Annotated in this window: 14 protein-coding genes and 2 tRNA genes; 7 read left to right on the top strand and 9 right to left on the bottom strand. The window is 67.8% G+C overall.

Annotated elements, in window-relative coordinates:
• The first annotated feature begins 4 nt into the window (after positions 1–4).
• Positions 5–1,855: an FAD-binding protein gene (locus tag NO360_RS02215; protein WP_256305740.1), complete on the top strand. Its 1,851-nt coding sequence runs from the start codon at positions 5–7 to the stop codon at positions 1,853–1,855.
• A 162-nt stretch (positions 1,856–2,017) separates the two neighbouring features.
• Here NO360_RS02215 and NO360_RS02210 read toward each other — a convergent pair whose 3' ends face one another.
• From NO360_RS02210 to cofD, 7 genes are all read right to left on the bottom strand, one after another.
• Positions 2,018–2,188, bottom strand: a complete 171-nt coding sequence (locus NO360_RS02210) for a DUF7987 family protein (RefSeq protein WP_256305739.1) — start codon at positions 2,186–2,188, stop codon at positions 2,018–2,020.
• Positions 2,189–2,557: 369 nt separating this feature from the next.
• Positions 2,558–2,641 (bottom strand) — tRNA-Leu (locus tag NO360_RS02205).
• 52 nt (positions 2,642–2,693) lie between these two features.
• Positions 2,694–2,936 carry a hypothetical protein gene (locus NO360_RS02200; RefSeq protein ID WP_256305738.1) on the bottom strand — a complete coding sequence of 81 codons (243 nt, stop codon included), beginning with the start codon at positions 2,934–2,936 and terminating at the stop codon, positions 2,694–2,696.
• A gap of 71 nt (positions 2,937–3,007) precedes the next feature.
• Complete coding sequence (locus tag NO360_RS02195; RefSeq protein WP_256305737.1) at positions 3,008–3,721, bottom strand: SDR family NAD(P)-dependent oxidoreductase; 714 nt, start codon at positions 3,719–3,721, stop codon at positions 3,008–3,010.
• Positions 3,722–3,878: 157 nt separating this feature from the next.
• Entirely contained in the window at positions 3,879–4,484 is a 606-nt protein-coding gene (locus NO360_RS02190) for an NUDIX hydrolase (protein ID WP_256305736.1), read from the bottom strand.
• A gap of 81 nt (positions 4,485–4,565) precedes the next feature.
• The gene (locus NO360_RS02185; protein WP_256305735.1) at positions 4,566–5,348 is read right to left on the bottom strand and encodes a tRNA-dihydrouridine synthase; all 783 of its coding nucleotides are present in this window, start codon (positions 5,346–5,348) and stop codon (positions 4,566–4,568) included.
• A gap of 91 nt (positions 5,349–5,439) precedes the next feature.
• Positions 5,440–6,432: a 2-phospho-L-lactate transferase gene (cofD, locus tag NO360_RS02180; protein WP_256305734.1), complete on the bottom strand. Its 993-nt coding sequence runs from the start codon at positions 6,430–6,432 to the stop codon at positions 5,440–5,442.
• A 183-nt stretch (positions 6,433–6,615) separates the two neighbouring features.
• On the opposite strand from cofD, the gene NO360_RS02175 reads away from it, so the two are divergent.
• The 5 genes from NO360_RS02175 to purF all read left to right on the top strand — a co-directional run bounded on the left by NO360_RS02175 (position 6,616) and on the right by purF (position 12,281).
• A complete protein-coding gene (locus NO360_RS02175) occupies positions 6,616–7,359 on the top strand; it encodes an alpha/beta fold hydrolase (RefSeq protein WP_256305733.1) in 744 nt (247 codons plus the stop codon).
• A gap of 199 nt (positions 7,360–7,558) precedes the next feature.
• Entirely contained in the window at positions 7,559–9,487 is a 1,929-nt protein-coding gene (gene dnaK / locus NO360_RS02170) for a molecular chaperone DnaK (protein WP_256305732.1), read from the top strand.
• Between the two features lie 186 nt (positions 9,488–9,673).
• Positions 9,674–10,093 (top strand): DUF8059 family membrane protein, encoded by a 420-nt coding sequence (locus NO360_RS02165; RefSeq protein WP_256305731.1) that lies wholly within the window; start codon positions 9,674–9,676, stop codon positions 10,091–10,093.
• A gap of 126 nt (positions 10,094–10,219) precedes the next feature.
• Positions 10,220–10,564, top strand: coding sequence for a hypothetical protein (locus NO360_RS02160; protein ID WP_256305730.1), 345 nt, complete (start codon positions 10,220–10,222; stop codon positions 10,562–10,564).
• A 112-nt stretch (positions 10,565–10,676) separates the two neighbouring features.
• Entirely contained in the window at positions 10,677–12,281 is a 1,605-nt protein-coding gene (gene purF / locus NO360_RS02155) for an amidophosphoribosyltransferase (RefSeq protein WP_256305729.1), read from the top strand.
• 30 nt (positions 12,282–12,311) lie between these two features.
• Here the strand turns inward: purF and NO360_RS02150 are convergent, their stop codons facing one another.
• Positions 12,312–12,707 (bottom strand): MoaD/ThiS family protein, encoded by a 396-nt coding sequence (locus NO360_RS02150; protein WP_256305728.1) that lies wholly within the window; start codon positions 12,705–12,707, stop codon positions 12,312–12,314.
• A gap of 86 nt (positions 12,708–12,793) precedes the next feature.
• Positions 12,794–13,354 (bottom strand): DUF420 domain-containing protein, encoded by a 561-nt coding sequence (locus NO360_RS02145; RefSeq protein WP_256305727.1) that lies wholly within the window; start codon positions 13,352–13,354, stop codon positions 12,794–12,796.
• Between the two features lie 119 nt (positions 13,355–13,473).
• Between NO360_RS02145 and NO360_RS02140 the strand changes: the two genes are divergently transcribed.
• Positions 13,474–13,558 (top strand) — tRNA-Leu (locus tag NO360_RS02140).
• Positions 13,559–13,715: the final 157 nt, after the last annotated feature.

Here is a 13,715-nt window from a genome sequence, read left to right as displayed (position 1 = left end):
CACTATGCACGAACACGACGTCATCGTGGTGGGCGCGGGAGGCGCGGGCCTCCGCGCGGCCATCGCGGCGCAAGAAGAGGGGGCCGACGTGGCCATCGTCTCGAAACTCCACCCGGTGCGGAGCCACACGGGGGCGGCAGAGGGCGGCATCAACGCCGCGCTCCGGGAGGGCGACTCCTGGCAGGACCACGCCTACGACACGATGAAGGGGTCGGACTACCTCGGCGACGCCCCGGCCATCGAGACGCTCGCGCAGGATAGCCCCGAGGAGGTCATTCAGCTCGAACACTGGGGGATGGCCTTCTCCAGGGAGGACGACGGCCGCGTCAGCCAGCGACCGTTCGGCGGGCTCTCGTTCCCGCGGACGACCTACGCGGGCGCGGAAACGGGGCACCAACTCCTGCACACGATGTACGAACAGCTCGTCAAGCGCGGCATCCAGGTCTACGACGAGTGGTACGTCCTCGACCTCGCCGTCAGCGACGAGGAAACGCCCGAAGAGCGGAGTTGTCACGGCGTCGTCGGCTACGACGTCCAATCCGGGAACATCGAGGGCTTCCACGCGCGAGACGGCGTCATCCTCGCGACCGGCGGCCCCGGCCAGGTGTACGACCACACGACCAACGCGGTGGCCAACACCGGCGACGGCGTCGCGATGGCCTACCGCGCCGGCGTCCCGATCGAGGACATGGAATTCATCCAGTTCCACCCGACGACGCTCCCCTCGACGGGCGTGCTGATCACCGAAGGCGTCCGCGGCGAGGGCGGGATCCTCTACAACAGCGAGGGCGAGCGATTCATGTTCGAGTACGGCTACGCGAACAACGACGGCGAACTCGCCTCTCGCGACGTCGTCTCCCGCGCGGAGTTGACGGAAGTCAACGAGGGTCGCGGCATCGAGGACGAGTACGTTCACCTCGATATGCGGCACCTCGGCGAGGAGCGGATCGTGGACCGACTGGAGAACATCATCCACCTCTCGGAGGACTTCGAGGGCGTCGACCCGCTCGAAGAGCCGATGCCGGTCAAGCCCGGCCAACACTACGCGATGGGCGGGGTCGAGACCGACGAGAACGGCGAGACCTGTATCTCGGGGCTCTACGCCGCCGGCGAGTGCGCCTGCGCCTCGGTCCACGGCTCGAACCGCCTCGGCGGCAACGCGCTGCCGGAACTCATCGTCTTCGGCGCTCGGGCGGGCCACCACGCCGCCGGCCGCGACATCGGCGAGGCCCAGATACCGACCGGGAAGCGCGGCGAGTGGGAGGCCGGCGACGTCGAGACGCCGGTGGCACCCGGCGCCGTCGAACCGAGCGTCGAGGCCGACCCCTCCGGGGGAGACGCTGTTGCCGACGGCGGCCCCGACCTCGATCCGGCGGGACTCGTCGAGCGCGCGACCGAACGTGCGACCGAACGCGTCGAAGCGCTGCTGGACAACGAGGACGGCCGCAACCACGCGGAGATCCGCGCCGAGGTCCAGGAGTCGATGACGGAGAACGTCAACGTCTTCCGCGAGACGGAGGGCCTCGAACAGGCGCTCCGGGACATCCGCGAGGCGCGCGAGGCCTACGAGGAAGTCGGCGTCGCCGACCAGTCGCGGACGTTCAACACCGACTTACAGCAGACCATCGAGACGCGGAACGTCATCGACCTCGCGGAGGCGATCACGCTCGGCGCGCTCGCCCGCGAGGAGTTCCGCGGCGCGCACTGGCGCAAGGAGCACCAGGAGCGCGACGACGAGAACTGGCTGAAGCACACGCTGCTGTCGTGGAACGACGGCTCGCCGGAACTGTGGTACAAGCCGGTGCTGCTCGAAGGCGAGAACAAGCGATACGAGCCGAAGATCCGGAGCTACTGAGCTCTGCCGGCGGCGCGGTCCCGCACTCGTTCGTTCGAGCAACCGACGCGTGCTTCGCGGCTCAGAAGCGTCGAGACGGCGGACGAGATGCCCGCGAGCGCGGCGTCCCGGCACGGGAACGGCCGCGTGTCCACTCGTCTACCGTTTGGTAGAAACGCACCGTTACTTGGCGGCGAACCGATCGGACTCGGTGAGTATCGTCGGAGCCAACACGCCGACGCCGACGAGGATCGCCCACGAGACCCACGTTTCGACGCTTCCCAACGAGAGGTACCAGAGGAGCGTTGCGACGACGACGAAGGGGAGGGTGATCTTCGTTCCAGTGGAGACCATACGTCCGCTTCGTCGAGATATGTCAATAAATGCGTTGCTCGGACCTCGAGTGCGAGGGGAGGGATGTTGAACCACGGTCGCAGCGAGGCTGCTCCCTGATTCAAATCCCACGTTTCCATCGAGTCATCGCTGTCGCTCGGACTTCGAGTGCGAGGGGAGGGATGTTGAACCGAAGCCAGACGTGCTCACTCACTGCGTTTGCTGCGCGCGACTGGCAGGGTTCAAATCCTCTGTTCCGCAGGTAGCGCTCGCTGTCGCTCGCGCAATCAAGTGCGAGGGGAGGGATTTGAACCACGGTCGCAGCGAGGCTGCTCCCTGATTCAAATCCCTCGTGACGATCCAACCGCTCGCTTCGCTCGCGGATTTGGATGCGAGGGGAGGGATTTGAACCCACGGACTCCTACGAGAGCGGATCTTGAGTCCGCCGCCTTTTCCAAACTCAGCCACCCTCGCGCAGTCGGGGGTTCGATTTCGCGGAGGTTTAACCCTCCGGTTTTTCGCCACCCTACGCGAACCGCTCGCGGAGCCGTGACGGAACTTCGAGCGCGACGGCGGCGGCGATGGCGGGTGCGAGAACCGCGAGCAGGACGAGCGCGACGCCGCCGCCGACGATCAAAAGCGCGAGGACCCCGAGCAGTAGCACCGGCGCGGCGACGACCACCGCACCGCGTGCGACGACGCCCGCGACGCCGGAGGCGTAGTCTGCGATCGCACCGGGGACCTCACGGAGAGTCGCGTCCTCAGACATACGCGTGTCGACGCGGTCCGAACGCAAAGAACTGTCCCATCGACGCCGGATCTCCAGTCAGCCCGCCCGCCTCACCACTCGATCGGCTCGTGATCGCGCCAGAACCGCCCCGCGGGCGAGTCGGGGCGGAACCGACAGAGCCACGTCGGCGTCTCCGCGCCCTCCTCGACGGGCCGATCAGCGTTTTCGCCGCCCATCTCGGTGCGGACCCAGCCGGGGGACACCGAGTTCGCGAGCAGCCCCTCCTCGCCGTACTCGCCGTGGAGGTACGCCGTGAGGCCGTTGAGTCCGGTCTTCGAGACGCGGTAGGCCGGGGAGCCGCCGGACTGTCCCTCGGCGAGCGCGCCCATCCCCGAGGAGACGTTGACGATGCGGCCGCCCTCCGTCTGCAGCAGCAGCGGGACCGTGTGCTTGCAGACGAGCATCGGGCCGCGGAGGTTCGTCGAGAGCGTGCGATCGATCGTCTCGACCGACTCCGAGACGATGTCGCTGTCGAACTCCGCGATCCCGGCGTTGTTGACGACGATGTCGAGCCGACCCGCAGCCTGAAAGATCTCGTCGGCCGCATCGGAGATCTCGCCCTCCTGCGTCACGTCGACGAGGAGGTGTTCCCACTCGTCGGGAACGTCGTGCGTGATCGACCGCGTGGCCGCGAAGACCGTCGCCCCGAGGTCCGAGAGGTTCTCGGCGATCTGTCGCCCGAGTCCACGGTTGGCTCCGGTGACGAGCGCGACCTGTCCGTCGAGGGAGTCGTACAGCTCCGGCTGCGTTGAGTCCTCGGTCATCACGTCGGGAAACGCGACCCGTGTAAAAGGGGATTCCGTCTCGATCGCGACGCGCTCGACGCCGCGAACGTCGTGCCGACGCTCGTGTCGGGTTCCTCGATACCGACGCGTCGGATCCGCGGTCCTGACGAGTCGGAGCCGCGGCGTTCCGGACCGGTCAGTCCTCGAAGTCCCGCCGCATCGCGATCTCGAACCACGGGCACAGCCGGAGCTGCCGGTACCACTCGGGGTGCTCGTGGAGGTGTTCGTAGTCGGCCCACAGCAGTCCCGCGATCTCCTCCTCGTCGGGGTCCAGCGACGTGTCCTCAAGGGTCACCTTCAGCACCGAACAGACCTCCCACTCCAGGCCGGCGTTCTCGTAGTAGCGCTTGTACTCGAACTTGTCCGTCACCCGGAGGTCGCCGTACTGGTCGGGCGTGATGCCCAGTTCCTCCTCTAAGCGCTGCGCGGTCGCGTCGAGCTGCGACTGTCCGTCGACGGGGTGGGACGCGACCGTCCCGTCCCAGTGGGTGTCCCAGAGCCGCTTGTTCGGCGCGCGCTGTCCGAGCAGGATGTGGCCCTCGCCGTCGAAGACGAGACAGGTGAACGCGCGGTGGCGGACGCCGTCGCCGGTGTGGGCGTCGAGTCGGTTCGCCAGCCCCGTCCGGTTGTCGTCGGAGTCGACGGCGATCACGTCCTGGAGGGCGTTCTCGTGGACGTCGGCGTCGTCGCTCGCGGCCGTCCCGCCGGCCGGCGCGGCGTCGTCGCGCTGATCTGCACTCATACTCACCCACTCGGAGAGGGAGAACAAGGAGTCTTCGATGCGCCGTCGTGATCCCGACGGCCTCCGAGGTTCCCACCGGTTCTACGCGCGCTCTCGGTCTCCCGGGTCCTCACCCTCGGGGCTCTCCTCCCGCTCGAACCACTCGTCGACTGCTCGGCGAACGCGGCGCCGGATCCGTCTGTCGGTGCTCGGCCGGCCGAGGCTCACGGCGTCGGCCCCATAGGCCAGGTACTCGCGGACGCTCTCGCGCCCCCGCACTCCGTTGTTGGCGACGACGAACAGCGACGGGGCGGCCGCGGCGACGTCGTCGACGGCGGACTCAGAGTCCATCGCGTCGACGTGGATCGCGTCCCCGCCGGCGGCTTCGATCGCCGCCGCGGTCGCCCCGAGATCGACGCCGGCGACCTCCGCGCGGACTTTCACGCTCACGTCGGCCCCCGCGTCGCTCGCGGCGGCGACGCACTCGCGGAGACGGCCGGTGTCTCGCAGGAGGGACTCCCCGCAGCCGACCTCGCACATCTCCGACTGTCGACAGTGGGCGTTGATCTCGACGATCGCATTCCGGTCGGCACAGGCCGCTGCGACGTCGGAGACCGGACCGAGCGTCGCGCTCCGGACGTTGACGCCCGGGCGGATCGGCGCCGCCGAAAGCGCGTCGAGTTCGCGTTCGACGAACGCGATCGGATCGGCCGGGAGAAACTCCGTGCGGTCGCGGTCGACCATCGCGCGGGCGGCCGCTCTGGTCGCGTCGTCGAGGGCGACGCCGCCGAGGAACGCCGCGCCCGCGTCGTCGCTCCCGGCGCGGGCCCAGTCGGCGTCCGCCTCGCCGCTGAGGCTCGCGAGCGCGACCCGGGGTTCGAACATCAGTCTGTCCCCCAGCGGGTCCGTCTCACGCGACCGCCACAAGCGTGCGATCCGTGCCTCACGCGACCGCCACAAGCGCGCGTTCTGCGCCTCACGTCACCGCCTCCAACGCTGTCTCGGCCGCGCGGGCGACGCGCTCGGCGTCGTCGGGGCCTTCGATCGCCGTGTCGGTCCGCACGACCGGCCGGTCCAGGTCCGTCCCGTCGGCGTCGTCGAGGACGAACGCGTCGGCGAAGGGGTACGCCGCGGCGACACCCGCCGTCGAGGGGTCGCGACCGACGCCAGCCATCAGTTCCGCGGCGGGTCCGGAGAACACCTCGCGCTCGACGAATGGCGAGACGGCGACGACCGGCGTCGACGCCAGCGCGTCGGCGAACGCCTCCATCGCGAGCATCGGCCCGAGGCTCGTGACAGGGTTCGACGGACCGACGACGACGGGGGAATCGAGCGCGTCGAGCACCGCCGGCGTCGGATTCGCCGTCTCCGCGCCTCGGAACTCGACGTCCAGCACCTCGGGCGCGGCCCGCCGGTGGACCCAGTACTCCTGGAAGTGCATCGGCCCCTCCGGCGTGTGAACGATCGTCGCCACCGGGTCGTCGCTCATCGGCAGCAACTCCACGTCGAGGTCGAACGCGTCGGCGAGCGTCCGAGTGACTTCGGTCAGCGTGCGTCCCTCGTCGAGCAGCGAGGTCCGAGTGACGTGGACCGCTCGGTCCCGGTCGCCGATCTCCATAAACTCCGCGACGCCCGAGAACCGTCGCCAGCGCGCGATGTCGCGGCCGGCGGTCTGCGCGTCGTCGGCGAGATAGCGCGGCCCCGGATCGAGGCCGGCCGCGTCGGCTAACTGATGCAGTTCCTCGTGCGTTGCGGTCGTGTCGCCGTCGATCCCCCACCACGTCTCGGTGTCGAGGATGCCGCCCCCGTGGAACAGCACCGTGTCGAGGTCCGGGCAGACGAGGTGGCCGCCGAGTTCGACGTCGTCGCCGGTGTTCGCGACGACCGTCGTCTCCGCGGGGTCGAACACCCGGTCCGCGCCGTCGAGGAGTTTCGGGGTGCCCGTCCCGCCGGCGAGAAACGTGACCATACCCGGCGTTGGGCGGGCGGCGCTTTCAACGTTCGCTCGCGCGGACGCCCCACGGGAGCGGTTCTGTCCGCGGCACCGGATCGGTCGGTGACACGACGCGGCTCCGTCGAGGTCGCCGCGAGCCCTCGGTTGTCGCCGGAACGACGGCAGAGGGTTTTTGCTCGATCCAGTCCTCGTCTCGCTGTGAACCTCCCGCTTGCGACCCCGTTCCGCGAGACGCCCCGGATGCGGATCACGCGTCGGGGAACCGACGGCGACGACCTGCTCGTGCTTCTCGGGTGGGGGAACAAACCTACTCACGAACACGTCGCGTGGCTGCTCACGCGACTCCTCGACGCCGGGTACCGCGTCCACGCGGTCACGCTCCCGACCAACGGCTGGAACTTCGAGCAGCAGTACGTCGCGCCGCTCGACGAGTACGTGGCCGATCACGACATCGACCTCGCGTTGAGCCACAGCACCGGCGGCCTCCTCGCGGAATTCCTCGCCGATCGGCACGCCATTCGGAACGTCTTCTGCAGCCCCTGGTGGGGCGTTCGGACCGACGGGATCGTCGACCGGGCGATCCTCGCGGCCTTCGAGCGGCTGCCGACCGCGAAGCGGCTCTATACCCCGGATCTCGGCGTCGAGGCGGTCGGGGATCTGAAATCGCCCGCGGAGGCGGCCGCCGGCCCCGAGGGCCTCTCGCCGGCGTTCCTCGCGACGATTCGCGACGCCCAAGCGCGGCTCGGTGCCTTCGACGACGGCGACGTCGTGTTCTACACGCCCGCCGACCGGGTGGTCGATCCCGCGGCCATCGAGCGGCGAGCGCCGCCCGAGAACCGGCGCTCGTACGACGGCGGACACGAGTTCTTCGCCTCGTCGGGACGAGACGCCGTCCTCGACGACGTGCTCGCGGCGCTCGATACGGGACCGGGGGCCGTCTGACGGTCGTCCGTCGTCCCGCCCGTCGTCGGTCGTGGGCCGATTCGACGCGCGGAACCCCTGACCTGCGCTTCGATATAAATCCTACTACCTGACAACTGTTCACACGGACAAATCGCACGACAGCGGCGACCCCACATTCCACCCCGACTGCCAACGTCTAGTAACCTTTAACCGATTTAGACCAGTAGATGAGGCCAAGATGGCGAGCAACAAGATCCTCGGTATCGACCTCGGTACCACGAACAGCGCGTTCGCGGTGATGGAAGGGGGCGACCCGGAGATCATCGTCAACTCCGAGGGCGACCGAACGACGCCCTCCGTGGTGGCGTTCACCGACGACGAGGAGCGACTCGTGGGCAAGCCCGCGAAGAACCAGGCGATCCAGAACCCCGACAACACGATCGGTTCGATCAAGCGGCATATGGGGGAGGAGGACTACAGCGTCGAGATCGACGACGAGGAGTACACGCCCGAGCAGATCTCGGCGATGATCCTCCAGAAGATCAAGCGCGACGCCGAGGAGTACCTCGGTGACGAGGTCGAGAAGGCGGTCATCACCGTCCCCGCGTACTTCAACGACCGCCAGCGCCAGGCGACGAAGGACGCCGGCGAGATCGCCGGCTTCGAGGTCGAGCGCATCGTCAACGAGCCGACGGCGGCGTCGATGGCGTACGGCCTCGACGACGACTCCGACCAGACGATCCTCGTCTACGACCTCGGCGGCGGCACGTTCGACGTGAGCGTGCTGGACCTCGGCGGCGGCGTCTACGAGGTCGTCGCCACGAACGGTGACAACGACCTCGGCGGCGACGACTGGGACGAGGCCATCATCGACTGGCTGGCCGAGCAGTTCAAGAACGACCACAACATCGACCTCCGCGAGGACCGGCAGGCGCTCCAGCGGCTGAAAGACGCCGCCGAGGAGGCGAAGATCGAACTCAGCAGCAGAAAAGAGACGACGATCAACCTTCCCTTCATCACGGCGACCGACACCGGTCCGGTCCACCTCGAAGAGACGCTCTCCCGGGCGAAGTTCGAGTCGCTCACCGAGGATCTGATCGAGCGCACCGTCGGCCCGACCGAGCAGGCGCTCTCTGATGCCGGCTACGACAGGGACGACATCGACGAGGTCATCCTCGTCGGCGGCTCCACCCGGATGCCGCAGGTCCACGAGAAGGTCGAGGAGATGCTCGGGACCGAGCCGAAGAAGAACGTCAACCCCGACGAGGCCGTCGCGCTCGGCGCGGCGATCCAGGGCGGCGTCCTCGGCGGTGAGGTCGACGACATCGTCCTGCTCGACGTGACGCCTCTGAGCCTCGGGATCGAAGTCAAGGGCGGCCTGTTCGAGCGCCTCATCGACAAGAACACGACCATTCCGACCGAAGAGTCGAAGATCTTCACGACCGCCGCGGACAACCAGACCTCTGTGAACGTCCGCGTCTTCCAGGGCGAACGCGAGATCGCCGAGGAGAACGAACTGCTCGGCGAGTTCCAACTGACCGGCATCCCGCCGGCACCGGCCGGAACGCCGCAGATCGAGGTCTCGTTCAACATCGACGAGAACGGCATCGTGAACGTCGAGGCCGAGGACAAGGGCTCAGGAAATGCAGAATCGATCACGATCGAGGGCGGCGCCGGCCTCTCCGACGAGGAGATCGATCGGATGCAGGAGGAGGCCGAAGCGCACGCCGAAGAGGACAAACAGCGCCGCGAGCGCATCGAGGCCCGCAACGAGGCCGAGAGCACGATCCAGCGCGCCGAGACGCTCCTCGAAGAGAACGAGGAGGAGGTCGACGACGACCTCCGGGCCTCGATCGAGGAGAAGATCGAGGACGTTGAGGAGACTCTCGAAGACGACGACGCCACGAAGGAGGACTACGAGGACGTCACCGAGGCGCTCACGACCGAGCTGCAGGAGATCGGGAAACAGATGTACGAGGCCCAGCAGGCCGCCGGCGGTGCGGGCGGCGCGGGCGCGGCGGGTGCCGGTCCCGGCGGTGCGGCCGGCCCCGGCGGCGCAGGTCCCGGCGGAATGGGCGATATGGGCGGTGCCGCCTCCGACGGCGACGAGTACGTCGACGCCGACTTCGAGGACGTCGACGAGGACGACGAGGAGTCGTCCTCCTGAGACGGTCGGCAACAATCGATTTCTGAAGACGGCGGTGAGGGTTCTATTTTGAGCTCGACGACAGCAAGGACGACGAGGAGCAGCGACGCGTCGACCGGCTGGAGAGCCGCCGACGTTCTTTGCCGAAACCGGCAGACGGCGCGGAGTTACTTTTATGTATTCCATCTATTATTTTCGGAGTGGAATATGACGAAGGCACTCAAGTCATCGGGCTTTCTCGGATTGGCCGTGATGATGGCCGTCGGGTTGCATCAGTTCACGATCGTCGCGGGCGGAGATCCGGTCCCGCCGTGGATGATCGGCGGCCACGCACACCTGGGCGTCCTCTCGATCCTCGCTATCGTAATGGGCTTCGCCGTCCCCGCGCTCGGCGTCACGGGGAACCTCAGAACCGCTGTCACCGCCCTGTTCGTCGCCGGTCAGTGGGGCATTCCCGGAATCGTCTGGCTCGGCGAGGGGTTCGGCCTGCTGTTCCTGATGCCGACGGGGTTCCTCTGGGGTATCGCGCTGATCGTCTCGATGCTGATTATGCTGTACGCGACCCTCACCGGCGACGTCGAGGCCGGCGGTAGCGGTCCCGCCGCGATGGCACCGAGCGACGACTGACCGGAGAGGGCGGGCGGCGGCTGGGCCGGGCGGCGTGTGACGGCCACTCACCGGCTCGACCCCCCGTCAACGACGCGCGTCTGACATTTCAAAAACACTTTTTGCGACCGTGTCCGATCGGGGCGTATGCCAATCAGCGAAGACGAGTGGCAGTCCGGAAAGCAGTGGAACGACGTCGAGCGTGCAGTGGCGGAATTCCTCGACGCCGTCGAACCCCGCGCCTACGCCGTTCCTGAGTTGTACGACCTCCTCGTGGACGGCGGCACGGTCGTCCCACCGGAAACGGATACGTGGTGCGACGAAGAGGACGAGAGGGAGGACGTCGACGTCGCGCCGATGGACGTCACCGAGCGACAGGTCCGCGCGGCCGTGACCGACCTGCGCGACGCCGAGTACCTCGAATCGAAGCGGATCCAGACCGACGAGGGCGTCGTCACGCATTATCGGTTGGGCGATCACGCCTTCTTCTGACGCGCGCCCCGATGGACGAACGTACACACGTCCGTGCATAATACGCACGACTAACGGCACCGAAGGTAGCATATGGACGGGTTTTTAGCCCCCGGATTCCGTACCTTCGCGTATGCCTGACGGGCGGGACCCATCGACCCCCACACCCGGACGTGAGACGACGAACGCGGAGTCATCGACCGCCGAACCGCCGAGCCTCACTCCAGCGGCGGGGGCGCCGCCGGGCGCGGACCGCTCCGGGCCGACCGAGAAGTGTGGTGTCGTCGGCGTCGCGCTCGACGACCGCGCCGCGTCGCGCCCGTTGTACTACTCGCTGTACGCGCTCCAGCACCGCGGCCAGGAATCCGCGGGAATCGTCACCCACGACGGCTTCCAGCAACACAGCCACGTCGAGATGGGCCTCGTCGGCGACGCGTTCGACGAGTCCGACCTCGATTCCCTGGCGGGTCAGACCGGGATCGGTCACGTCCGCTATCCCACCTCGGGCGGCGTCAACGCCTCCTGCGCCCAACCCTTCTCCGTCTCGTTCAAGTCGGGATCGCTCGGCCTCTCGCACAACGGCAACCTCGTCAACGCCGACGAGATCCGAGCCGAACTGGCGAACCTCGGCCACGCCTTCACCTCCGACGGCGACACGGAGGTCATCGCCCACGACCTCGCCCGGAACCTGCTCGAAGCCGACCTCGTCCGCGCCGTCAAGCGGACGATGGACCGCATCCACGGCTCTTACGCGCTGACGATCATGCACGACGAGACCGTGCTCGCGGTTCGGGACCCGGAGGGGAATCGACCGCTCTGCATCGGCGAACTGGAAGACGGCTACGTCGTCGCCTCCGAGTCCGCCGCGATCGATACCCTCGACGGCGAACTCGTCCGCGACGTTCGGCCGGGCGAACTCGTCGTCCTCGAACCCGACGGCTCCGGATTCGACTCCTATCAACTCGTCGAGCGCGAGGACACCGCGCACTGCTTCTTCGAGCACGTCTACTTCGCCCGCCCCGACTCCGTCATCGACGACACGCTCGTCTACCAGGCGCGACGAAACCTCGGCCGGAAACTCTGGGCGGAGTCGGGCATCGAGACCGACGTCGTGATGCCCGTCCCCGACTCCGGACGCGCGTTCGCCTCCGGCTACGCCGAGGCGGCCAACGAGACGACGGCGACGGGCGAGGAACGCCCCGCAGACGAGGAGGCCGTCGAGTTCGCCGAGGGCCTGATGAAGAACCGCTACGTCGGCCGGACGTTCATTATGCCGACCCAGGACGAGCGCGAGCGCGCGGTTCGGCTGAAGCTCAATCCGATCAAGAGCACCATCGAGGGGAAGTCGGTCACCATCATCGACGACAGCATCGTCCGGGGGACGACCTCCCGGCAACTCGTCTCGCTGTTGAAAGACGCCGGCGCGGAGGAGGTCCACGTCCGGATCGGCGCGCCGCCGATCGTCGCGCCGTGTTACATGGGGATCGACATGGCCTCCCGCGAAGAACTCATCGCCGCGGACCGGTCGATAGAGGAGATCCGCGAGGAGATCCACGCGGACAGTCTCGGCTACCTCTCTATCGACGCCATCGCCGACGTGCTCGGCGAGTCTCGCCTCGATCTCTGTCTCGGCTGCGTGACCGGCGAGTACCCCTACGACATCGACGGCGAGGACACCGACCGCGACGTACAGCGCCCGGTCATCGGCGACGGCGCGACCGCCAGCGCTGACGACTGATCGTCGACTCTCGGCCCCCGAGGACCGCGTTCACAGACAGAACAAGAACGGGTTGACCAGCGCGACCCGATCGCCCTCGGTCAGTTTCGTGTCGAACCCCGCCAGGTTCTCGTTGAACCGACCGTTGACGAGGATCCGGGCGTACGCCCGGGTCTGCTCGCCGTCCGGGTTCTTTCGGAGGTCGCCCGGGACGTCGTCGGCGTCGATCGGCGCCCACCCGCGGGTCGTCGACTCCGCTTCCGTCTCGGCGATCACGAGGTCGCGGACGTCGTACTCGGCGAAGAAGGCCTCGGCGAACTCCCTGAGCGTGTCGCCCTCGAACGTGAACGAGAGTTCCGGCGTCCCGAGCGCGTCGCGGACGTGCCCCGTCGCGCGGACTTCGACGGTCGTCTGTGTCGTCTCCAGGGCGGACTGCGACTGAGCCATACGGGAACTACGTCGCCCGCGAACAAATCCCTGTGTCCGAATATGTTCGTATCGGGACGTAGTGGCGGCCGATCAGTCCGCGGGGATCAGTACACGACGTACAGCAGCAGGTAGACCACGTCCCCGAGGGCGAAGGAGACGAACCACAGCGCGGCGGCGACCCGCCCGACGCGTCGGTGCGGCGTCTCGTACAGCTCCGCGACCGGACGCGTGAGCGCCAGCAGCAGCACGTAGTATAAGAGCGGGATGCAGACGATCGCGAGGAAGACGTGAATCGCGAGTGTGGGCAGATAGACGAACTGGTAGACGGCGTCGGGGCCGGGGAACGCCGCGGTCCCCTCCAGAGAGATGCGGTAGAGATAGAGGACGAGGAAGGCGACGAACAGCGAGAGGGTCGTGAGCATCATCGCCCGGTGGCGGCGGACGTCGTCCCGACGGATGTACCGGACGCCGAGGGCGATCGTCACGAGGGCCGCCGTGCTCAACACGGCGTTGACGTGAGGGATCGCGTCGAGGAAGGAATCGGGGGCGGCTGGGAGCAGCGACGCGGGGACGACGCCGCCGACGGCCGCGAACACGGCCGCGAGCGAGGCGACGGAGAGCACCGCTGTGAGTTCGGGGACGCGTTCTCGCGCGCGCAGTTCCATACGCGAATGGCCGGACGGAGCGGTAAAAACGGTGCCGACTGCGGATCGGCTCCGCCACCGAAAGGAAACTCATTTAAATTACCCCGGACAACCCCATATTGCGCGACAAGACACAGCGAGCGTGGGTAGCCAAGCCAGGCCAACGGCGCAGCGTTGAGGGCGCTGTCCCATAGGGGTCCGCCGGTTCAAATCCGGTCCCACGCATCGCACGGCGATTCGTCGCCACTCGATGCAGGTGCTCATCCCTTCGGGGACGCAGCACCCACGCACAATCCTTCCGACGCTATCTCCGCGAGCGGCGGCGCTGGCCGTCCCGCGAGTGCCGCCGCCGCTTGGGATACGTTTTAAACCGTCGAGTCGG

The organism is Halobellus litoreus (assembly GCF_024464595.1).
Classification (GTDB): Archaea; Halobacteriota; Halobacteria; order Halobacteriales; family Haloferacaceae; genus Haloquadratum; species Haloquadratum litoreum.
Note: the sequence above shows the minus strand (reverse complement) of the source record. Positions and strands in the feature narration are given on the sequence as shown.

Bases quoted from the DNA above. Each gene is read 5' to 3' on its own strand.
- NO360_RS02215 (WP_256305740.1), top strand. From the start codon at position 5: ATGCACGAACACGACGTCATCGTGGTGGGCGCGGGAGGCGCGGGCCTC.
- NO360_RS02210 (WP_256305739.1), bottom strand. From the start codon at position 2,188: ATGGTCTCCACTGGAACGAAGATCACCCTCCCCTTCGTCGTCGTCGCA.
- NO360_RS02200 (WP_256305738.1), bottom strand. From the start codon at position 2,936: ATGTCTGAGGACGCGACTCTCCGTGAGGTCCCCGGTGCGATCGCAGAC.
- NO360_RS02195 (WP_256305737.1), bottom strand. From the start codon at position 3,721: ATGACCGAGGACTCAACGCAGCCGGAGCTGTACGACTCCCTCGACGGA.
- NO360_RS02190 (WP_256305736.1), bottom strand. From the start codon at position 4,484: ATGAGTGCAGATCAGCGCGACGACGCCGCGCCGGCCGGCGGGACGGCC.
- NO360_RS02185 (WP_256305735.1), bottom strand. From the start codon at position 5,348: ATGTTCGAACCCCGGGTCGCGCTCGCGAGCCTCAGCGGCGAGGCGGAC.
- cofD (WP_256305734.1), bottom strand. From the start codon at position 6,432: ATGGTCACGTTTCTCGCCGGCGGGACGGGCACCCCGAAACTCCTCGAC.
- dnaK (WP_256305732.1), top strand. From the start codon at position 7,559: ATGGCGAGCAACAAGATCCTCGGTATCGACCTCGGTACCACGAACAGC.
- NO360_RS02165 (WP_256305731.1), top strand. From the start codon at position 9,674: ATGACGAAGGCACTCAAGTCATCGGGCTTTCTCGGATTGGCCGTGATG.
- NO360_RS02160 (WP_256305730.1), top strand. From the start codon at position 10,220: ATGCCAATCAGCGAAGACGAGTGGCAGTCCGGAAAGCAGTGGAACGAC.
- purF (WP_256305729.1), top strand. From the start codon at position 10,677: ATGCCTGACGGGCGGGACCCATCGACCCCCACACCCGGACGTGAGACG.
- NO360_RS02150 (WP_256305728.1), bottom strand. From the start codon at position 12,707: ATGGCTCAGTCGCAGTCCGCCCTGGAGACGACACAGACGACCGTCGAA.
- NO360_RS02145 (WP_256305727.1), bottom strand. From the start codon at position 13,354: ATGGAACTGCGCGCGCGAGAACGCGTCCCCGAACTCACAGCGGTGCTC.